We start from the raw sequence: 20,205 nt of genomic DNA on the forward strand, positions 1-20,205 counted from the left end.
GACCGGCGGCGCCCGAATGTGCCGATGGCAGGATGCCGTTTTCTGTAATCCGGACCCGTACACTGTTCCATGCGTTTCGAACCGCGCCTACTCGATGAAATTCGTGCCCGTCTGACCTTGTCGGATGTCGTCGGGCGGCGTGTGACCTGGGACAGGCGCAAGACGCAGCCGGGCAAGGGCGACTATTGGGCGTGCTGCCCGTTTCACCAGGAAAAGAGCCCAAGTTTTCACGTCGACGATCGCCGTAACCGCTACAAATGTTTTGGCTGCGGTGCGTCCGGTGATCATTTTACGTTCCTGTGTGAAACCGAAGGGCTGAGCTTTCCGGAGGCCGTCGAACGTCTTGCCGAACAGTCCGGCGTCGGTCTGCCTGCGCCCGATCCCCAGGCGGCGCGGCGCGAGAAGAAGCGGGCCGGGCTTGCCGATATCTGCGAAATGGCGGCGCAGTTCTTTCAGGCCGAGTTCGCGGGCCCTCGTGGCGACACCGCCCGTGCCTATACGCAAAAACGCGGCCTGACGCCCGATACGCTGCGCGAGTTCCGGTTCGGGTTTGCGCCTGAAAGCCGCGATGCGCTGAAGGGATATCTTGCAGCGCGCGAGATCCCGGAAGCCGCAATGATCGAGGCAGGGCTCATCATCAAGCCGGAAGACGGGCGCCCGTCCTACGACCGGTTCCGCGGACGTTTGATGATCCCGATCCAGGACGACCGCGGCCGGGTGGTCGCCTTTGGCGGGCGAACCCTGTCTCCGGACGGACAGCCGAAATATCTGAACTCGCCGGAAACACCTCTTTTTCACAAGGGTGTCATGCTATTCAACGCCCATCGCGCACGCGAACCCGCCTTCAAAAGCGGCGAGGCAGTGGTGGTGGAGGGCTATCTCGATGCGATCGCCCTCTGGCAGGCGGGCATCCACCATGTGGTCGCGTCCTTGGGCACGGCCTTTACCGAAGACCAGGTGGTGCGGCTCTGGAAATTCGCTCCCGAACCGGTGATCTGCTTTGACGGCGACGCGGCAGGTGTTTCGGCAGCACATCGCGCCATCGACCGGATCTTTCCGGTGCTCAAGAGCGGCTATTCGTTCCAGTTCTGCTTCCTGCCTGACGGCATGGATCCCGATGACCTCATCAAGCAGCGCGGGGTGGCAGGCTTTCATGACGAAGTCGAGCGGGCACAGTCCCTGTTCGATGTGGTCTGGGAGCGGGAGATTTCCGTTTCACGGCTCGATACGCCTGAACGCAAGGCGGCACTGGAGAAACGGTTCGATGATCTGATCGCCACCATTCGCGACGAGCGGGTGCGTCGACGGTATCAGCTCGATCTCAAGTTCAAGCTGTCGAACCTGTTCTTCGAGCAGGCACGCCAGTCCCGGCAGGGGGGCAAGGGCGGCAAGGGCGGTGGCTCCGCCGACGCGGCGTCTCCGCTCGGCACGGCACGCGAACGGGTTGCTGCCAGCCACGATTTCGGCACCGAACGGCTGGTGCTCGGTTTGAGCATGCGATTCCCGCATCTGCTCGACAGGAACTTCGAGCGGTTTTCCAGGTTGCCTTTTGCTAATGACCTCCACAGGCAATTGCGGGACATTCTGTGCCGGATCGTCGATGATCTGGAAGCGACACCCATTTCCGACCTGACCAGCGCATTCGAGGAGCCGCTTCGGGACATCATGGGTGAAATGATGCTCGAAACCATCGGCATGCAGCAGCAACGTGGTGCGGAGTTTTCCGCGCTGATCCATCGCTTCCCGCTTCTGAAATCCAATCCGCCGGAGGATTTCATCGAAGCGGCCTATCTGCACTTTCTCGATGTCCTGGAGCTCAATGCGCTGGAAGACGAACTCTCCTCCGAGCTTGCTACCGCGGACGAGCAACTCGATGAGCATTCCTGGATGCGCATCCAGGCCCTGACGCAGGACCTCAGCCGGAGGCGAGAGGAATGTGCGCGCGATGAAGCCGACCTTGCCGAGCGCGCCAAAAAGATCCGTACGGCACCTCCTGTGGCCGTGGCAGCTCATTGACGGAATGGCTTGCCGGTGGCTTAAACGAAGAGCAGCGGACCTTCAGTTGCGGAAAAGGGAACTTTTGGAGCAGCGACCCGTTTTCTGGCGACGAACCGGCATTGGGCCTGAAAATGCCCTCTTTGGTGTGCGCAGGAGCACAAAAATGGCATTTTCCAATTGACCGGTGACGAATCACACTTGCGAATCGCGTGAGCCGAGCTAAATAGAACCTTTGCAGCCCTCAAGCGCCGGAGCTTTCAAGCCTGCTCGCGGCAAAAGTCTTAATATAGCTGCAACCCGAACGAACACCTTTTACGCATCCGTTTCCGGATGCCGACAGAAAAGGCCGTGTGCTGCGTCGATGCTGAAATATGCCAATGTCGAAAAGTGTACGGTTAATTGGGACTTAAGGGACACGGCTTACAAACCTAACCGCAGTGATTCTTTCAGACGCCGCCGCACCACATGCTGGCGCGCTGGGGGTGAATTGGGTTGAAGCCAAACAAAGGGCGCGGCGTGGCCGGACCGGCCGCGAACTGGAGCACGATATGGTAGCCAAAGCGACACAAGCAGACGACACACAGGAGCAGAGCACGGACGGCCCTGACGGCCCTCTGCTGGACCTGTCGGATGCCGCTGTCAAAAAGATGATCAAAGCCGCCAAGAAACGCGGCTATGTCACCTATGATGAACTGAACGAGGTTCTGCCCTCGGAGCAGGTGTCTTCGGAAAAGATCGAAGACACCATGTCCATGCTTTCCGACATGGGCATCAACGTGATCGATTCCGACGAAGCCGAAGAAGGCCCGGAAGAAGTCGATGGCGGCGATCTGGTTGCCGCAAGCACGACGGCACTTGCCAAGAGCACCACGAAAGAGCCCGCCGACCGCACCGACGATCCCGTGCGCATGTATCTGCGCGAGATGGGCTCGGTCGAGCTCCTGTCGCGTGAAGGCGAAATCGCGATTGCCAAGCGCATCGAGGCTGGCCGCGAGGCGATGATTGCGGGTCTTTGCGAAAGCCCGCTGACCTTCCAGGCCATCATCATCTGGCGTGACGAGTTGAACGAAGCCCAGGTTCTTCTGCGCGACATTATCGATCTGGAAGCAACCTATGCCGGCCCTGATGCCAAGGCCGGCCCGGCCGTTGCCAATGACGATGTGGCGCCGGGCGAAGGCAATTCGGAAAACTCCGGCGGTGCGTCTGAAGACACCGAAAACGAAAGCGAAGACGGCGACGGCGAGGATGACGACGACGAGTTTGAATCCAACGTTTCCCTGTCCGCGATGGAAGCCGAGCTGAAGCCGGGCGTCCTGGAAACCTTTGACAACATCGCCGACAACTACAAGAAGCTTCGCCGCCTGCAGGATCAGCTGGTGGAAAACAAGCTGGCCAACAAGACCCTGTCGCCAAGCCAGGAGCGCCGCTACAAGAAGCTGAAAGAAGACATCATCGTTGATGTGAAGAGCCTGTCGCTCAACCAGAACCGTATCGACGCCCTGGTTGCCCAGCTCTATGACATCAACAAGCGCCTGATGGGCTATGAAGGCCGTCTGCTGCGTCTGGCCGACAGCTACAATGTCGACCGCACGGACTTCCTGAAGCAGTATCAGGGTGCCGAGCTCGACCCGAACTGGCTGCGCAAGGTTGCCAATCTTTCCACGCGCGGCTGGAAAAACTTCATCGCGAAGGAAAAGGAAACCGTTCGCGAGCTGCGTCAGGACATCCAGACGCTGGCCACCGAAACCGGGCTCGAAATCACCGAATTCCGCCGCATCGTTGCAATGGTGCAGAAGGGCGAGCGCGAGGCACGTATCGCGAAGAAGGAAATGGTCGAGGCGAACCTGCGTCTCGTGATCTCCATCGCGAAGAAATACACCAACCGCGGCCTGCAGTTCCTGGATCTGATCCAGGAAGGCAACATCGGCCTGATGAAGGCGGTGGACAAGTTCGAATACCGGCGCGGCTACAAGTTCTCCACCTATGCGACATGGTGGATCCGGCAGGCGATCACCCGTTCGATTGCCGACCAGGCCCGTACCATCCGTATTCCGGTGCACATGATCGAAACGATCAACAAGATCGTGCGTACGTCGCGCCAGATGCTGCATGAAATTGGACGCGAGCCGACCCCGGAAGAGCTGGCTGAAAAGCTGCAGATGCCGCTGGAGAAGGTTCGCAAGGTTCTGAAGATCGCCAAGGAACCGATCTCGCTCGAGACACCGATTGGTGACGAGGAAGATTCGCACCTGGGCGATTTCATCGAGGACAAGAACGCGGTTCTGCCCATCGATGCGGCCATCCAGTCGAACCTGCGCGAAACGACCACCCGCGTGCTCGCCTCGCTCACTCCGCGTGAGGAACGCGTGCTGCGCATGCGCTTCGGTATCGGCATGAACACCGACCACACTCTGGAAGAAGTCGGGCAGCAGTTCTCGGTTACCCGTGAACGTATCCGCCAGATCGAAGCGAAGGCGCTGCGCAAGCTGAAGCACCCGAGCCGGTCTCGCAAGCTGCGGTCGTTCCTGGACAGCTAAGCTGCCGGGAAGAGCTTGAAACATCGAAGAACCCGGCGGAGACGCCGGGTTTTTTTGAAACTTCGAACCGGAAATCAACCGGCAACTTTGCTTTAAGGGCGCTCTATTGGCCATCACCGCCGACATGGACCGGAACATGGTCGGGATCGAGCCTGCGGACCGGCGGCTTTTCCTGTGGGGGCTTGTGGTCTCCGCCGTGCTGCACGCGCTTGTGGCCTTGATGCTGCTGGAAGGCGTGTCCGGCTATACGACCCAGCCCTTGCAGGACGTGGTTGAAGTCGAGCTACTGCCCCCGCCGCCGCAGGAGGAAGAGACGCCACCTGTGGAACTTGAGCAACCTGAACCGGAGCAACCGGAGCAGGAAGAGGTGGAAACTCCCGAACAACCCGAACCGCCGGAACAGGAGCAGGCCGAGGAAGCCCCGCCGCCACCTCCACCACCGCCAGCGTCCGCTCGCGAAGACCTTGCCGAGACGCCCGAACAACCGCCAGAGCCGTCCGTTCTGCAGGAAGTGACCGAGTTCGGCGAAGAAGACACGGGGCTGCAAGGGGAAGAGGAAACGCCACCGGCATCTGAGGAAAGCGCATCCTCGGAGAGTGAGCAGCAGGCGGAAACCGACGCGCAGACGGATGAGGCCCAGGCGGGCGAAACGGACGCCGGCGAAGGCGAAGGTGAGGGCGAAGGTCAGGAGACCGAGGCTGCCGAAACCGAAGCGCCGCAGGAGGATGCTTCGGAAGAAGCACAGGATACCGCCGCTGAAGACGCCGCTGATGATAGCGAAGCTCCTGAGGAGGCCTCAGACGTTGCCGAAACACCCGAACAGCCGAAGGCCCTGCCAGAGGAGACCGTTGGAACCGGCGCGGAAACGGACACGGCTGAAACCGGAGAGCAGCCCGCCGAAGACTTCGGAATTGTCGGACCGATCGCAACGAACAAGACACCCGCTCCCAAACCACCGAAACCGGTGGCTTCGCCTCAACGCGACCAGGCAGGAGGAGGACGGGCATCAGGCGGCTCGGAAGGACCTCCAGCCGGAATGATTGCGGCTCGGGAACTTTATTCCCGCGATATTCTGGATGATCCGCAGGCGCGCACGGCCATGCGCGGCATGACCGAGGGCCAGCGGCTGAACCTCTTGTGCATGACCGAGTTGAGAGAGCAGATTGCTTCCGTCAGTTCCTTGCCGCCCGAACTGCTGCCGTCTTTCCGGCCTCGGGGCGGCAACGTTCTGCAGCCGCGTATCGCCGCTTTCCGCAGTCTTGGCCGCTGGTTCGACGTGGCTTTCCGGTGTGAGACGGACAGCGGCGTGACGCGTGTGGAGCGGTTCTCCTTCAAGATCGGCAAGGAGATCCCGCAAAGCCAGTGGCTGGAACGGGGACTGACGGGGTTCTGACCTCGCCAGTTTGACTGACCTCAGGACTGACTCTTGAATTGCAGCGACGCGTTGGCGATTTCGTGCGCACGCATGTTCACCGCCCAATTGTAGAACGAGGTCTTGCGAGAGGGGCCGAGTATGGAGCTGATGATCACGTGCGACGGGGTCTTCATCGCCAGCGCGGTGAATTCCAGCGGATCATTGCTTTCACTCGTGCGGGCACCGACGGTCACTTCGGTGGCTTCGATAAACGGCGGGTCGAGCGTCACCGCTTTCGACGTCGCACCAGCGTCGAAAATGATCTCGGAACCTTCGAACTCCCGTCTGGTCTTGCCCAGTTCCTGAACAAGGTCTACCGGCTGCTGTGCGCTGATCGCCTTCAGTCTGGCAAACCCGAGGATCTCGCCGTTGGAGCCCGTGCGGGCAAAATCGATGGCCATGCGATCGGCCAGACCGGATTGCGGCTGGTTGACATGCCAGGACGCCGGGAAGAAGAAGCCGATGTCCTGGAACAGGGAAAAGTTGCTCCAGTCCTCTATCACGTTCGGCTGCCTGACCTGTTCGGTGCGGAAGGACCTGACGGCCATGTTGACGATGTCCGAAAGGGCAGCAAACTCGCTGGAAGGAACAAAGGCCTGGATCAGGATCAGCGTATTGCCATTCACCGTGACGGTGACGAGGCCGCGCAGTTCGTGGCCTTCGGCCCTGACGAAGCAGCTTGCGCGTGCGCGGCGAGCATCGATCGGCTGCAGGGTGTCGACATGCCAGGACGACAGGGAGCAGTAGTATTCGAGCCAGTGTGCGGCCGAGATCTCGTTGTTGAGGAGAATGCCGATCACCTGAACGGAGATATTCGTGGCCTGGGGAGGCTCGAAAACCGCAATGATGGTGGGGCTGTCCACCGTGAGGGGCTGCTCGTTGGCCTGCTTCACTTCCCAGCTTCCGGGAAGCAGAAGCTGGAACGCAAACGGGGCCAGGCTGATTGCGGTCAGTTCGGCGGCGACATAGTCCTCAGTGGTCATTCCGATTATCACCCTTGGGTGTTCTTGCAGGCGGTCTCGAGTGCAAAACCACCTGTCTAATAAACTCCGACAAAGACCTTGAAGCCCGCCATCGGACCGGCCCCTGCCTTGGCTTCCGCAGTCACGCCATAGGCGCCACCGATTTTTCCTGCCTGCGCGCTGGCCCCGGCTGCAGCCCCGACACCGGCTTCTCCGCGACCTCCGATTCGAAGGCCGTGGTCATAGGCACTGTCGAGCGTTCGTTTCGCCGGATCTCCGCTCACCCAGCTCAAAAACGGGCCAAGGGTGTTGTCGTACAGCGTTTTGGGACTGATGTTAATGGTGCCTTCGGCGCTGGCCTGTACCAGAACGAGTTCACCTCCGATTTTGCCTTCCACTCCCGCAAAATCTTCGGATTTTCGGAAGCCGACACCCCCTTCGGCTGAAGCGGACAAGGCTTCGCCTTCCACCTTGCCACCGACAAGCCCGTTAAGCGTCTTGCCTTCGGCCTTTCCGGTGATGGCGGCGACCTTCGCATTTGCATAAGCTCCAGCGGCAAAATCCCCGTTGATATCGCCGGATATGCCGAGCTTTGCCTCCGCGCTCGCCTCGGTCTTGAAATGACCGCCTTCCGATTCCCAGAAGGTCTTTTCCTTGCTGAACAGCTCATACTCGTATTCGGCGCTGGCTTCAGCGTTCTCCTTCAGCTGGTCCTTGAGCGACCGCTTCTCGGTTTCCGGCTTCTTGATGCCTTTCGAGTTGTATCGTTCCTTGTAGGGCTTCTCGATACCCGTCTCCGCGCTGGCGGAGAACTTGTGCGGACTTTTTGCCGGAGGCGCTGCGCCGCCTGCTCCTCCGCCACCGCCTCCACCACCACCGCCTTGCGTTCCGATCAGAACCGTTGGCAGGCCGGTTATGATTGTTCCGGCCTTTGCGGTCAGATCGGTCATTCGCGCAGCAGGGCTGCCTTCGACCAGAACCGTCCACGCACCCGTAATGATGGGGTCACCACCAGCTGGAGGCGGCGGGCCGACGCAAACGCACATGTCGCCAACACGTGCCTGCGGCAGCTTGCCGGTAAGCACGGTATAGGCGCCTTTCCATACGATTGGCGCGGGAACCCCCATGCACATGGGGCAGGTATGCAGGTCGGTGAGACGAGCGGCAGGAAAACCCATAAATGAACCGGTCTTAATAAAAACTGCCGGATCATCGGAAAGTTGTTTCACACTGTCAATACTGCTTATCGCGACCAGGAGACGGATCGGGCATGAAGAAGACCTTCGTTGCTGCAGAACAGGCAAAGGTCACCCGAGTTGAGGCGGCAGTTTTCTTGGAATGAAAGTTTACGTAACGACAATCACCAGAATTTCATAACCGTCAGTCTATCCTTCTCCTGCTTTCCCGATTGGCAAACGGAGGGATTTCATGAGCGACGTCCGGCAGACCTTCTCCACCGCATCAGTTGCAAGCCTCGATAGTCCGCAGGCCTATATCGAGGAGACACCGATCTGGCGCGATGGTACGGATGTCGACAGTTCCATCCTGACCGGCATGCAGTGGCGTATCTGGTGGCTGGCCTGCGCCGGCAAGTTCTTTGAAGGCATGGTTGTCTTCATGACCGGCATCGCCCTCCCGCTGATCGGGCGGGAATTCAAATTGACAGCGGTGGAGCACGGACTTGTCAGTTCGGCGATCCTGTTCGGCATTCTGATCGGGGCGACAGCACTGGGCGGGCTTGCGGACCGGTTCGGACGACGGGCGATGTTCATCGTCGAGATGGCGCTCTTCATCGCCTTTCTGCTGGTGCTTTCGATAGCGCCGAACCTTGCGATTACCCTTATAGCGCTCTTCGGTGTCGGCCTGGCGCTCGGCTGTGACTATCCGACGGCACATATGGTGATCTCGGAGAACATTCCGGCGCGGGCACGTGGAAGGATGGTTCTGGGAGCCTTCAGTTTTCAGGCGGTCGGCGCATTGTCGGGTACAGGGCTTGCCTTTCTGACGCTCACCTGGTTTCCGGACCCCGAAGCCTGGCGCTGGATGTATCTGACGGCCGTTCCGCCTGCTCTTCTGATCCTGGCCGGCCGCTTCTTTGTTCCGGAAAGCTCCAACTGGTTGATCGTGAGGGGACGGGTAGCAGAAGCGGAAACCGCACTGCTGAGATTGCTGAACCGGCGCCCGAGATATCCAAGCGAGATTTCGCTGAAGGCCGAAACAGCCGCTTCGCCGCATGCGCACAAAGTCAAGTGGAGCCGGTTCCTGACAGACCGGAAACTGCGCAAGGCGACGATCTTTGCGTCGGTTCCCTGGTTCCTGCAGGATCTCGGGACATATGGCATCGGCATTTTCACGCCGGTCATCCTGGCCAGTTCAATTGGCAACAAGCGCGAGCACGCACAGTCGCTCTCTGATCTGGTCTACAATGATCTGCTTGCGGCGAAAGGCGCCGCCCTGATCGACGTCCTGCTGATTGTCGGCATTGTCTTTGCCGTGATGTTCACTGACCGGATCGGCCGTGTCCGCCTTCAGGTGATCGGTTTCATCGGCTGCGCCGTTGGTCTGGCGATTGCGGCTTCAGGCAACCATGCAGGGTCTGGATGGGACGTCCCCCTGATCTTTGCAGGCTTCATGCTGTTCAACTTCATGACCAACATGGGACCGAATGCGCAGACCTACCTGATTGCCGGCGAGGTGTTTCCTGTCGCCTATCGCGGCACGGGGGCGGGCCTTGCGGCGTCCTTCGCCAAGATCGGCGCCGTTCTGACTGCCTTCCTGTTTCCGATTCTGCTCAAGGACCTGGGAACGGACGTGCTGCTGGCTGGCCTCGTGGTTACCTCGCTGCTGGGGGCGGTGGTGACGTGGGTCTACCGGATCGAGACGCGCGGTGCCGGCCTTGGGTGAGGAGGGCGGCTATTCGTTTGCGATGGCGCTTTCCCGTGCAGTCAATCTGTGACGTAGCACCAGCATCGCCAGGGCTGGAACCAATGTCAGGCCCGCATTGACGTAGAAGACGGAGGCGCCGGACCGCGCGACGGCCTCCCGGGTGAGCAGTTCTTCCGATCCCGGTGCAACAAGACCGGTGACAATTGCGATCAGTCCGGTAAGGCCGCCGCCGATGGCAATACCGGCAGAGGAAATGGTCGGCAGGATGCTGGAGACCAGGTTCTGGTCTTCTCCCTCGGCGGTGTACATCAGCGAACGCATCAGGATCTGGTTGCACAGCCCGTGGCCGGCACCGGCAACCACGGCAGCGAGCGCAAACAAAGGCAGCGACGCGGTCGTGATGGCAAGAGCAGTGAGGGTCAAGCCACCGGCGATCAGGAACGGACCGGTCGTCAGATAGGTCAGCTCGCGCTGCCGCGACGGTGCACGGGAAGAGATGACGGCGAAGATCGACCAGGAGAAGGCGAGCCCGGCGGCAACATAACTTGCCTGCGTCACGCTGAGGCCCCAGTAGACCTGGCCGACCGTCGTGACGTAAACCGCCCGCACCGCAGCGGCAGCGGAAATGAGGAACATGATCCAGGTGCCGAGGCCGATCAGGGTCTGCGCCCGGAAGGCATCGCGCGGGAAAAGGCGATGCGGGCTTGCGGCGTCAATGGTCAGCAGCAGCGCTGCGGTTGCCAGACCGGCTGCAATCGTCAGGGCAAGCGGCAGGGGCGCATGCAGCTCGCCTATCACGGTCAGGAGAAAGATGCTTGCTGCCAGCAGGGCAAGGCGAACCAGCAAACGGACCGGCAATCTTCTGGCCGTGGGGTCGCTTGCCGTGGCCGGACGCACTGCTTGCGCAGGCAAGGCCGTGTTCATCAGGACGAACAGCAGCAGCACGAAGGGTATGTTGATCAGGAAGGCGGCGCGCCACGACCAGAGTTCGGACAGCAAGCCGGCCGAAACCGGCCCGATACCCGCTGCAACGGCCCAGACCCCTGCCAGCAAGGCAAAGACACGCGGGGCGATGTTGCTGGGGAAGAGATACGGGATCAGCGAATAGCACAGCGCGATGATCATGCCTTCGCCGAAACCCTGCAGGGCGCGTCCGGCAATCAGCCCTTCCAGAGATGTCGAGATACCCGCGAGCACCGATCCGCCCGCAAGCAGGAGCGACGCCAACAGGAAGGGACTGCGGGCACCGAAACGGACCTTTGCTGCGCCAGTGAGGCAGCCCGCCAGGATTGCCATCATTTCAAAGGAGGAAAATACCCAGAATGCTCGGTCCTGCCCGCCAAGATCGCGGATGATGTCCGGCAGGACTGCGGTGGTAACAAAGCCGTTTATGGCGTGAGATCCGACCCCCAGCACCAGCGCCAGTGTGCCGGCCGCGCGTTCAGGTGAAAAGAGTGACGGGCTGACGGGCGGAAGCGCTGGCGAGCTGATGGACATGACAACCTCGATAAAGAAAGTATTTTCTTTATATATTGAGCTTCAGAAATAAAGAAAGAAATTTATTTTTTTATTTTAGCGCCGATATGCGTGAGGGTTGAGCCGTCGAAGGCCCTTGGTTCATGCCGGCCTGGACGATGTAACCAGGGATGCCGAATTCGCGAAGAGACCTATTATGGATGGGTTTCTGTCAGTACCAGGAAATGTGCGGGAACGGCATCCGTCAGCCAGACGCCGTTCTCCGTCCTGTAAAACGTGTGCCCCACGGCCTGCATTGCGCTGGCCGCGACCTGAAGAATTGCAGGTTTGCCGTGACGGCTTCCGACCTTGTGCGCGGTGTCGCGATCCAGTGACAGATGCACATGGTGCCGGGCCATAGGTTTCAGGCCTTCGGCCAGAATGGGCGGCAGAAAGCGTGTTGCCGTTCCGTGGAACAGGATCTCCGGAGGCTGTAAAGCTGTGAGGCCTAGTTCAATGTCAATCGAATGACCCTGACGTGCGCGAATGTGTTTGCCGTCTTCGGAGAACTCGAAGCGTTTCTTGTCGTTGGTCGCGACTATTCTTTCCAGCTGATCCCTTTTGCAATCAAGGCCGAGGGCTCTTAAGGCACCAAGGACATCAGCTACGTCAGCCCAACCGCTGTCTGACAGCATCAAACCGGCGTCTTCCGGTTTGTGTCTTAGCCAGAAAGACAGGCGTTTCGAGATCTTTGTGTCTGTTTTCATTGTCTTTTTCTTTAAAAGTATACTGTTTTCAAATTCTGCGACCCCAGGGAAAGCGGGCGAGCGCACCCTCAATCGAGGTGGCCAGGTGACAGGACCTGGACAGCCATGGCCTGCAATGGCCGTGCTGAAACAGAAACGGCGCAGGTTGCCCCGCGCCGTTCTGGCTCATGCCGCGTTGTCGTCCCGAAGCCGGACGAGGTCGTTCATGAGGCCTCCGGTTCCGTTGTGGACCGTGAGCCGGTCGACCTTGCCGGCGATGGCTTCAAGCGCTTCGAGCTCCTTGAGCCGAAGCATGACCGGGTTTTCGGCCATGACCTTGGCTGTGTTGAGAAGCGAACGGGTTGCGTTCGTTTCTTCACGGCGCCGGATCACATTGGCTTCGGCTTCCTTTTCGGCTGCCACCACCTTGTCGAGGATCTCGCGCATTTCGCCCGGAAGGATCACGTCCTTGAGGACGATGTCGGAGACCTCGACACCGATTTCAGCCATGTCGGCCTTGATCTTTCCGGCAGCTTCCGCGTTGACCTCCCCCTTCTTTTCAAGGATCTGGTCGAGCTTGAGCGCGCCGAGCTGCTTGCGGAACACAAGCTGCAAGGCCCGGTAGAGCGTGTCGGTGAAGTCCTTCACCTCGGTTGCGGCCTTCACCGGGTCAACCACACGGTAATCCACGGAGAGGTTGATCCGGATGGTAACGCGGTCGAGGGTCAGGACTTCCTGACCGGTGACGTCGAGAGCCTGACGCTTGAGGTCGATGACCTTCTGCGTCACGGTTCGGCCAGCCTTCCAGAAGGCATGCACCCCGGCTTCAAGCACCTTGGTGAGCACGCCATCCATGAAGAGGAGGGCGATGCTACCGTCGGTCACCGGCACGATCACGAACTGCTGCGTCTGACGGGCATCCCCGAGCCGGCGCATGAGCTTCTGCGTGAGGGCCGGGTCGGCAGCCGTGTCGATGACCTCGAAGGTCCACGGGCCGGCATCCGTCCACAGGACAAGCCGCTCGTCCGGGCCAAGCACGGTGTGGATACGGTTGTCCCGTTCCACAATCGCCACTTCACCCGGTCCGGTCCGGATAACGGTCAAGTGCTCTTCGGCAACTTGGGGAAGCTTATCGAAGAGCGCCTTCTCGTAGGCCGACCGGAACTGGGGCATTGCCATCGACTGGCGCTCGATCACCAGGGTGCCACGGCCATTTTCGAGGCTGTGTTCACCGGGGCCGAGAATACCCTGGAGCTCTCCCTTGCAGATGTGGAGGGCCCGTTCCGTTTCAGAAATCACTACGCGGGTTCGCCCGCGGATCTTGTCGAGAAAAGTCGTCATTTCGATAATCCTTCCAATGCGCTAAGGCACGTGGTTGTCCTTTCCGGTGTTGAAGATGGTTGGAGGTTGAGGAAACCGGTCGCTCGTCATGAGGCGTCCGGGGTGAAACGATGAGACCCGAAGAGAGCACGAGGTCTCCCGGCGGGCCCTTGGCCAGAGGGCGTAGCAGCGGCAATGCGGGTTCCAACCCGTTCGAAAACAGGCGGTTTCGGCAAAGCGGCGGCAGAGCCTTTGCCAAAGGCCGGGCGAAGCGACCTGGCGTCGGCGGTCAGGGCACTTTCACCCGAAGGCAAAAGGGCCAGTCCGCGTTCGCAAGACCTCTCCGGGTCCCCAATGGAACAGCTTGCATAGCTGCTGGCGTGACAGGCCAGTTCGGCGTTGGAGGCCGTGTTTTTGGAGCGAGAGTTGAACTCGCGACAGTCGGATTAAAGGTCCGATGCTCTACCACTGAGCTATCCATGGAGCACATCACAGGAGTCGAACCTGTTGCTTCCGGGGTACACTCCCGGCGTTCAACCGTTAAACTTCATGCGCGATTGTCCGATCCACCAGAACAGCATCCGTACATGAGTGGGCAGGGCCTGATCATGCGGGTGGCGAAAAATGGCCGAGCCGTTGATGTCTGTGCCAGTATGGTGACCGGTGACGAGTTGATACTTCGAGAGCGGGTGCCAATGCAACCGGCAATTTCAAGAGAAGCGATGTTTGTTGCTAATGTGATACAGTATGTTGTATTTTTATCACTTTTGCCCAGAGTGCCGGCTGTCGCCCTGGGCGGGGACTTTGGTTGGTTTGAAGCGGTTTCGGTGAAGAACCGTAAACCGCAATCTCCTCGACCTCTTGCGCCGGGAAGACGGCGAAGGCAAACTCCCGGCCAGATTGTGTTTCCGCCCCTGCGAGGACCTATGGCCAACAAACAGTCCCGGTTTCTGATCGACACCTATTTTGCCGCCTTCAATGCAGGCGATACCAAGAAAATGGAAAGCCTGGTTGCCGACGACCTGATCCATGACGTCAACCAGGGCGAACGCCGTGTCGGCAAGGACAAGTTCTGGTCCTTCAACGTTCACATGACGCGCTGCTACAAGGAACGCCTCAGCGACATCGTGCTGTTCGTCAGTGAAGACGGGACACGGGCTGCTGCCGAGTTCATCGTCCATGGCAGCTATATCGGCACCGACAGCGGATTGCCGCCCGCGAACGGCCAGACCTACAAGCTGCCGGCGGGCAGCTTTTTCGAGATCCGCGATGGTCAAATCGCCCGCATCACCACCTATTACAACCTTCAGGACTGGATCGACCAGGTGACGGAAGGTGCGGGTGAAAAAGTGCCGGAAGAGGCCTGAACCAAAACCCTGCTTCTGCGCGAGCAGGGCCGGACAGGCAAAATTCATTTGATCAATCAGCTCTCCGTGCTCATCCGCGGGGAGCTTTTTTGTTTCTGAGAAGGGCGATCTCCTCGTTGATTGTTGCACACACGCAACCGTGAAGTTCGTTTTATTGACGATAATAATTAGACCGGTCTATTTCTAATTCAATGAACACCGCTGACAAGGCGCTGCATCAGCCGGATTAGCGGTGTCAGAAGTCCCTGACGAAAGGAAACCCCTTGGCCAGAATACGCAACGAAGCTGCCTACGAGACCGCGAAAACCCGTCTTCTGGATGTCGGTATGACGCTTATCCGGGAAAACAGCTTCGACGGGATCGGGATCAATGACGTGTTACGGGAAAGTGGCGTGCCGAAGGGGTCTTTCTACCACTACTTCGACACCAAGGAAGACTTCGGTCTCGAGGTGGCACGTCACTACCACCGGGATCAGCTCGCTTTTGCAAAGGCCTGCCTTTCGGACCGCAAACGCTCGCCGGTAGAGCGGCTGGAAGCATTTTTCTCCGGTGCCCGGGAAGGGATGAAGGACCGTGGCTACGCCCAGGGATGCCTGATGTGCAACCTGTCGACGGAGCTCGCCGACCAGAAACCGGTCTTTCAGGCGGAACTGGACCGTCATTGGCAGGCACTGACCGGTGAACTGGAAATCTGCCTGCGGGAGACGGATCTTTCCCGGATCGGACTGTCTCATCTCTCCCCGGCACAGGCTGCCGACTGGTTGATGAATTCGTGGAGCGGCGCGCTGACGAGAATGAAGGCAAGCCGCAGCGACGAACCCCTGGCGCTGTTCATGCGCACAATCTTCAAGAAAGAAGGGAAATGAAAATGACCACCCAAAAGACAATCCTGATTACCGGTGCAAGCCGGGGTATCGGGTTTCTGACCGCGCAGAAACTCGTGCAGGAAGGCCATATCGTTTATGCGGGCATGCGGGATCTGGACGGCAGAAACGCGGAAGCGGCAAAGGCGCTCAAGCTTTTTGCCGAAGGTCTTCCGGGCAAGCTTGTTCCGGTCGATCTGGATGTTGCAGACGAGAAAGGTGTCGAACGGACCGTCGCGGCGATCGAGGCAGAGCAGCCGATCGACGTTCTGGTCAATAACGCAGGCGTCATGCCCGTTGGTCTGACGGAAGGCTTCACCATGGAGCAGGCAAAGGATCTGTTCGACGTCAATGTTTATGGTGTCATGCATCTGACGCGGGCGGTGCTTCCCGCGATGCGGGCGCGGAAGTCCGGTCTCGTGATCAGTCTCAGTTCGGTTGCAGGCCGGTTCGGCATGCCATTCTTCGGCCTTTACTGCGCCAGCAAGTGGGCGATGGAAGCTTACTGCGAGTCGCTGCATTACGAACTGGAGCCGTTCGGGGTCGAGTCCGTGCTGGTTGAGCCGAGTGGCCATGGCACTGACCTGGTGACCTCCGCCCCGGCTCCGGGTGATGCGGTGCGGGTTGGGCAATATGGCGATTATTCCAAGGGGCGCGACAGGCTGCTTGGCATGTTCCAGGGCATGTTCGATCAGGGTGAAGCCATCACCGATGCGGGCAACGTCGCAACCAAGATCCTTGAGCTGATCGCAATGGATGGATCGCGGCCTATCCGTACCCAGGTCGGGCAGGATATGGGTGTCACCGCCATCAACGAGGCAACCGCACCGATCCAGGCGCAGCTGGTGAGCGGATTGAAGCCGGTCTATCTGGGAGCCGCATCGTGAGCGGCAATGCCCTGATCGTCGGTGCCGGGCCGGGCCTCAGCGCGTCTCTGGCACGGACGTTCGCCAAGGAAGGCTACAGGGTGTCACTGGCTGCCAGATCTCCTGGAAAGCTGGAAGGGCTTTGCGCTGAAACCGGAGCAAAAGCCCATGCCTGCAATGCTGCCGACGCGGCCAGTGTGGCGCGCCTGTTCCAGGGCCTGGACGAGGCGGGGGCAACGCCGGACCTTGTCGTCTACAACGCCAGTGGCCGCGTCCGCGGACCGGTTGCCGAACTCGATCTTGAGGATGTGCATGCCGCACTGGATGTGACCGCCTTCGGTGCGCTGGCCGTCGCACATGAAGCGGCAAAGCGGATGGTGCCAAAGGGGAAGGGCGTGATGCTGTTCACCGGTGCTTCCGCCGGCATCAAGGGCTTCCCGCAATCAGCGCCCTTTGCCATGGGCAAGTTCGCCTTGCGTGGCTTGTGCCAGTCACTTGCCCGGGAATTGTCGCCGAAAAACATCCACGTGGTTCATTTCGTCATCGACGGGGTGATCTACAATCCGGATCGTGGCGCGCCTTATGACGACCCGGACAAGACCCTTCATCCGGATGCAATCGCACGGACGTATCTGGAGATCTCGCGTCAGGACAAAAGCGCCTGGACATCCGAGTTGGAACTGCGACCGAGCGTCGAAAAGTTCTGATCCGGTAAACCGAAAGCCCCGGCGCGGCGGATGCCGTGCCGGGGCTTCGCTGTTTTCTTACTCTGCCGCATCCGCACGAGCGCCGAAGTGCCGTGCAAGTTCGTCGGCGAGATCGGTTCTCTCCCAGCCGAAACCGCCGTCTTCTTCCGGTGCGCGGCCGAAGTGGCCGTAAGCAGCAGTGCGCGCGTAGATCGGCTTCGAAAGTCCGAGACGCTCGCGAATCCCCCGCGGTGTCAGACGCACCATTTCGCGCAAGGTCTTGCCGAGAGCCACTTCATCCACCTTGCCGGTTCCCTGCGTGTCGACGTAAACGGCGACCGGCTCCGGCATGCCGATGGCATAGGCGAGTTGGATCAGGCATTTGTCGGCAAGGCCGGCAGCGACCACGTTCTTGGCGAGATAGCGCGAGGCATAGGCAGCCGACCGGTCGACCTTGGTCGGGTCCTTGCCGGAAAAGGCGCCGCCACCATGGGGAGCTGCACCGCCGTAGGTGTCGACGATGATCTTGCGACCCGTGAGGCCGGCATCGCCATCCGGTCCGCCAATCACGAAGCGGCCAGTCGGGTTGATGTAGATCCGGTTATCGGGAACGGTCCAGCCGACGGGCAAGGCATGCAGGATGAACGGCAACACCGCTTCGCGCACTTCTTCCTGGCTGACATTTTCGCCGTGCTGAGTGGAAACGACCACGGCATCGATGCCGATCGGACGGCCGTTTTCATAGCGAAGCGTCACCTGGCTCTTGGAGTCCGGGCCAAGGCGCGGTTCGCGCCCGGATTTCCGGGCTTCGGCCATGGTGCGCAGGATCTTGTGCGACAACAGGATCGGCGCAGGCATCAGCTCCTCGGTCTCGTTGCAGGCATAGCCGAACATGATGCCCTGGTCGCCGGCCCCTTCCTCGCCCTTGTCGCCTTCATCGACGCCCATGGCGATGTCGGCCGACTGACGGTGCAGGCGGTTGACCACTTCCAGCGTCTGCCAGTGGAAACCTTCCTGTTCATAGCCGATGTCGCGGACGGCTTCACGCACCAGGCTCTCGACCGTATCGAGGACCTGGTCGGGGCCACGAACTTCCCCCGCGATGGTGACGTGATTGGTGGTGGTCAGCGTTTCACAGGCAACGCGGGCGTCAGGGTCCTGTTCCAGGAAAGCGTCCAGAATGGTGTCGGATATCCGGTCGCAGACCTTGTCCGGGTGTCCCTCGGAAACGGATTCACTGGTGAATAGCCAGGATCTTTGCGTCATTGCGCGCTCCTTGTCGTTTTGGAAAGGATAGTCCTGCCCGGGGCGGTGTATGGCGCCCGGGCCGGGAGATCGGGAAGGAAGGGGATCAGACAGGCTTGCGGAACAGCTGGATGCCCCAGGCCAGCTGGCCGGCGTCCGCAGCATCGACCCAGTTCATGAGCCCAAGCGCCATCTTGTCGAGATAGTCGGCGGAAGCGCCTTCGTTGCGCAGCTTGTCGTAGTTGGCGAGAAGCTCCTCGCGTACCCGGAAATAGTGATTGCGCAGCTGCTGCGTCATGTCCCGCTGTTCGATTGTTTCAAAGCCCAGTGCTTCTGCCGTCTCGCGGTAGAAGCGCATCGACCCGAGGCTGTTGAGCTGCAGGCGGTCATAAACCGGCTGGAGAGCTTTCGGGTCGGCATCATCGGCCTGCATCGGATCGGTGAAGATGAAATAGCCGCCCGGCTTCAGCACCCGGTGGACTTCCTGCAGTACCTTGTGGCGTTGGTCGGAGTGCAGGATCGCATCCTGGCTCCAGACAATGTCGAAGCTTTCCGGCTGTTCCGGAATATCCTCGAAGACGCCGTGCTCGACGCGGATCCTGTCCTTGAAGCCCTGCTGGATGTTGCGGTGCCGGTTGGTGTCGTTCTGGACATCGGAAATGTTCAGGCAGACCGCGCTGCAGCCACTGGCCTTGACCAGCTTGCGCATCGCACCGCCATAACCGGAGCCGATGTCGAGAACCTTGGCATCCGCACCCAGATTGGGCAGCATGCCGGCCATCTCGTCGATGGTGAGGTCCGACGCTTCGCGAATGTTGCTGGTGTCGTCGTAAAGGCCGATGTGAAGGTCCTGGCCGCCCCAGACAAGGCTGTAGAACGTGTCGGCGTCGTCACTGTCGTAGTAGCTTTCGGCAACTTCGCGGATATCCGTTTTGCCGTCTTCAGGGCGCGCGCCACCCCAGCGAACCAGGTGCAGGCTGGATTTTTCGGCAATGTGAATGAAGAAATCCGGATCGTTTTCCGCAAAGGTCTCCTGGAAGTCACCATAGGTGCGGACCCGCTCGAAGCCTGCCTCCGACAGGAGGCGGCGCATGTAGTTCTTGCGGATGGGGCACATGTTGAGCGTGTACTCGGCCCCATCGGGAAAGCTGTATTTGAAGCGGGCGAGGCCTTCGTCCATATGCACCGGTTCGGCCTTCACCTTCTTTCCGGCATAATAGTATTTGTGCTTGTTGGAATAGCCCTGATCTAGCATCGCATCGTAGTTGCGCTGATCGATGATCAGGATGCCGTCGTGTTTGAGCGCGGCATAGAATTCGGCAAGCGCCCGGCGGCGGTCCAGTTCGTCGTGCAAGTGGGTGAAGGAATTGCCGAGGCAGATGATGGCGTCGTATTTGCCCTGAATGTCCCGGTTCAGCCAACGCCAGTCAGCCTGTACCGTCTTCAGGATCATGCCGCGTTTCTGGCCGTTCTGGAACGCCTTTGCCAGCATGGCAGCGGAGCCGTCGGCCGAGGTCACGTTAAAGCCTGCGCGGGTCAGCCGCACGGAGTGGAAGCCGGTTCCTGTTGCGACATCGAGCACGGTTTCCTTGCCGCGGGCGCGCAGCACGTCCATGAAGAACTGTCCCTCGCTGTCGGCGCGCGCGTCCCAGTCGATCAACTCGTCCCACTTTTCCACGAACGACATGATGTATTCGCCGCGGTAGAGATCCGTTTCCCGGTCTGCGATCGGATCCCGGCCGTAAGCCTGCTCGTCCAGTTGCAATTCGGCATTGGCGGACAGCTGTTGAGCCTGCATGGATAGCGTCTCCTTTTTAAGGCGCGCGATGCCGCACGGAACAGGCCGCAGCGTGCACGCGC

15 protein-coding genes and 2 tRNA genes are annotated in these 20,205 nt (G+C 60.0%); 8 read left to right on the top strand and 9 right to left on the bottom strand.

Going from position 1 to position 20,205, the window contains the following annotated elements:
* The first annotated feature begins 69 nt into the window (after positions 1–69).
* From dnaG to B0E33_RS20040, 3 genes are all read left to right on the top strand, one after another.
* On the top strand, positions 70–2,016 hold the full coding sequence (gene dnaG / locus B0E33_RS20030; protein WP_077292196.1) for a DNA primase: 1,947 nt from the start codon (positions 70–72) through the stop codon (positions 2,014–2,016).
* Positions 2,017–2,546: 530 nt separating this feature from the next.
* Positions 2,547–4,535, top strand: coding sequence for an RNA polymerase sigma factor RpoD (rpoD, locus tag B0E33_RS20035; RefSeq protein ID WP_031268185.1), 1,989 nt, complete (start codon positions 2,547–2,549; stop codon positions 4,533–4,535).
* Between the two features lie 106 nt (positions 4,536–4,641).
* A complete protein-coding gene (locus B0E33_RS20040) occupies positions 4,642–5,928 on the top strand; it encodes a DUF930 domain-containing protein (RefSeq protein WP_077292197.1) in 1,287 nt (428 codons plus the stop codon).
* A 20-nt stretch (positions 5,929–5,948) separates the two neighbouring features.
* Here the strand turns inward: B0E33_RS20040 and B0E33_RS20045 are convergent, their stop codons facing one another.
* Together B0E33_RS20045 and B0E33_RS20050 are read right to left on the bottom strand one after the other, a co-directional pair.
* Entirely contained in the window at positions 5,949–6,932 is a 984-nt protein-coding gene (locus B0E33_RS20045) for a hypothetical protein (RefSeq protein WP_077292198.1), read from the bottom strand.
* 56 nt (positions 6,933–6,988) lie between these two features.
* Positions 6,989–8,089, bottom strand: coding sequence for a PAAR domain-containing protein (locus B0E33_RS20050; RefSeq protein WP_077292199.1), 1,101 nt, complete (start codon positions 8,087–8,089; stop codon positions 6,989–6,991).
* Positions 8,090–8,339: 250 nt separating this feature from the next.
* Between B0E33_RS20050 and B0E33_RS20055 the strand changes: the two genes are divergently transcribed.
* Entirely contained in the window at positions 8,340–9,815 is a 1,476-nt protein-coding gene (locus tag B0E33_RS20055; RefSeq protein ID WP_062487801.1) for an MFS transporter, read from the top strand.
* 9 nt (positions 9,816–9,824) lie between these two features.
* Here the strand turns inward: B0E33_RS20055 and B0E33_RS20060 are convergent, their stop codons facing one another.
* From B0E33_RS20060 to B0E33_RS20080, 5 genes are all read right to left on the bottom strand, one after another.
* Complete coding sequence (locus B0E33_RS20060; protein ID WP_077292200.1) at positions 9,825–11,294, bottom strand: MFS transporter; 1,470 nt, start codon at positions 11,292–11,294, stop codon at positions 9,825–9,827.
* A gap of 173 nt (positions 11,295–11,467) precedes the next feature.
* Positions 11,468–12,019, bottom strand: a complete 552-nt coding sequence (locus B0E33_RS20065) for an RNA 2'-phosphotransferase (RefSeq protein WP_077292201.1) — start codon at positions 12,017–12,019, stop codon at positions 11,468–11,470.
* 165 nt (positions 12,020–12,184) lie between these two features.
* Positions 12,185–13,339 (bottom strand): slipin family protein, encoded by a 1,155-nt coding sequence (locus tag B0E33_RS20070; RefSeq protein WP_077292202.1) that lies wholly within the window; start codon positions 13,337–13,339, stop codon positions 12,185–12,187.
* Between the two features lie 394 nt (positions 13,340–13,733).
* A tRNA-Lys gene (locus tag B0E33_RS20075) sits at positions 13,734–13,797 on the bottom strand.
* 1 nt (position 13,798) lies between these two features.
* A tRNA-Thr gene (locus B0E33_RS20080) sits at positions 13,799–13,873 on the bottom strand.
* Positions 13,874–14,244: 371 nt separating this feature from the next.
* Here B0E33_RS20080 and B0E33_RS20085 point away from each other — a divergent pair.
* From B0E33_RS20085 to B0E33_RS20100, 4 genes are all read left to right on the top strand, one after another.
* Complete coding sequence (locus B0E33_RS20085) at positions 14,245–14,685, top strand: ketosteroid isomerase-related protein (RefSeq protein ID WP_077292203.1); 441 nt, start codon at positions 14,245–14,247, stop codon at positions 14,683–14,685.
* 263 nt (positions 14,686–14,948) lie between these two features.
* The gene (locus tag B0E33_RS20090) at positions 14,949–15,551 is read left to right on the top strand and encodes a TetR/AcrR family transcriptional regulator (protein WP_055655691.1); all 603 of its coding nucleotides are present in this window, start codon (positions 14,949–14,951) and stop codon (positions 15,549–15,551) included.
* 2 nt (positions 15,552–15,553) lie between these two features.
* Positions 15,554–16,435 (top strand): SDR family oxidoreductase, encoded by an 882-nt coding sequence (locus B0E33_RS20095; RefSeq protein ID WP_055656727.1) that lies wholly within the window; start codon positions 15,554–15,556, stop codon positions 16,433–16,435.
* Positions 16,432–17,121, top strand: coding sequence for an SDR family NAD(P)-dependent oxidoreductase (locus B0E33_RS20100; RefSeq protein ID WP_077292205.1), 690 nt, complete (start codon positions 16,432–16,434; stop codon positions 17,119–17,121). Before B0E33_RS20095 ends, B0E33_RS20100 begins: the two co-directional genes overlap by 4 nt.
* Positions 17,122–17,178: 57 nt before the next feature.
* Here the strand turns inward: B0E33_RS20100 and metK are convergent, their stop codons facing one another.
* Together metK and B0E33_RS20110 are read right to left on the bottom strand one after the other, a co-directional pair.
* The gene (gene metK, locus B0E33_RS20105) at positions 17,179–18,366 is read right to left on the bottom strand and encodes a methionine adenosyltransferase (protein WP_077292206.1); all 1,188 of its coding nucleotides are present in this window, start codon (positions 18,364–18,366) and stop codon (positions 17,179–17,181) included.
* Positions 18,367–18,451: 85 nt separating this feature from the next.
* On the bottom strand, positions 18,452–20,143 hold the full coding sequence (locus B0E33_RS20110; protein WP_077292207.1) for a glycine/sarcosine N-methyltransferase: 1,692 nt from the start codon (positions 20,141–20,143) through the stop codon (positions 18,452–18,454).
* Between the last annotated feature and the right edge of the window lie 62 nt (positions 20,144–20,205).

Origin of the sequence: Roseibium algicola (assembly GCF_001999245.1) — a bacterium.
GTDB classification, from domain to species: Bacteria; Pseudomonadota; Alphaproteobacteria; order Rhizobiales; family Stappiaceae; genus Roseibium; species Roseibium algicola.

Coding starts and splice junctions, on each gene's coding strand:
- dnaG (WP_077292196.1), top strand. CDS start 70: ATGCGTTTCGAACCGCGCCTACTCGATGAAATTCGTGCCCGTCTGACC.
- rpoD (WP_031268185.1), top strand. CDS start 2,547: ATGGTAGCCAAAGCGACACAAGCAGACGACACACAGGAGCAGAGCACG.
- B0E33_RS20045 (WP_077292198.1), bottom strand. CDS start 6,932: ATGACCACTGAGGACTATGTCGCCGCCGAACTGACCGCAATCAGCCTG.
- B0E33_RS20050 (WP_077292199.1), bottom strand. CDS start 8,089: ATGGGTTTTCCTGCCGCTCGTCTCACCGACCTGCATACCTGCCCCATG.
- B0E33_RS20055 (WP_062487801.1), top strand. CDS start 8,340: ATGAGCGACGTCCGGCAGACCTTCTCCACCGCATCAGTTGCAAGCCTC.
- B0E33_RS20060 (WP_077292200.1), bottom strand. CDS start 11,294: ATGTCCATCAGCTCGCCAGCGCTTCCGCCCGTCAGCCCGTCACTCTTT.
- B0E33_RS20065 (WP_077292201.1), bottom strand. CDS start 12,019: ATGAAAACAGACACAAAGATCTCGAAACGCCTGTCTTTCTGGCTAAGA.
- B0E33_RS20070 (WP_077292202.1), bottom strand. CDS start 13,339: ATGACGACTTTTCTCGACAAGATCCGCGGGCGAACCCGCGTAGTGATT.
- B0E33_RS20085 (WP_077292203.1), top strand. CDS start 14,245: ATGGCCAACAAACAGTCCCGGTTTCTGATCGACACCTATTTTGCCGCC.
- B0E33_RS20095 (WP_055656727.1), top strand. CDS start 15,554: ATGACCACCCAAAAGACAATCCTGATTACCGGTGCAAGCCGGGGTATC.
- metK (WP_077292206.1), bottom strand. CDS start 18,366: ATGACGCAAAGATCCTGGCTATTCACCAGTGAATCCGTTTCCGAGGGA.
- B0E33_RS20110 (WP_077292207.1), bottom strand. CDS start 20,143: ATGCAGGCTCAACAGCTGTCCGCCAATGCCGAATTGCAACTGGACGAG.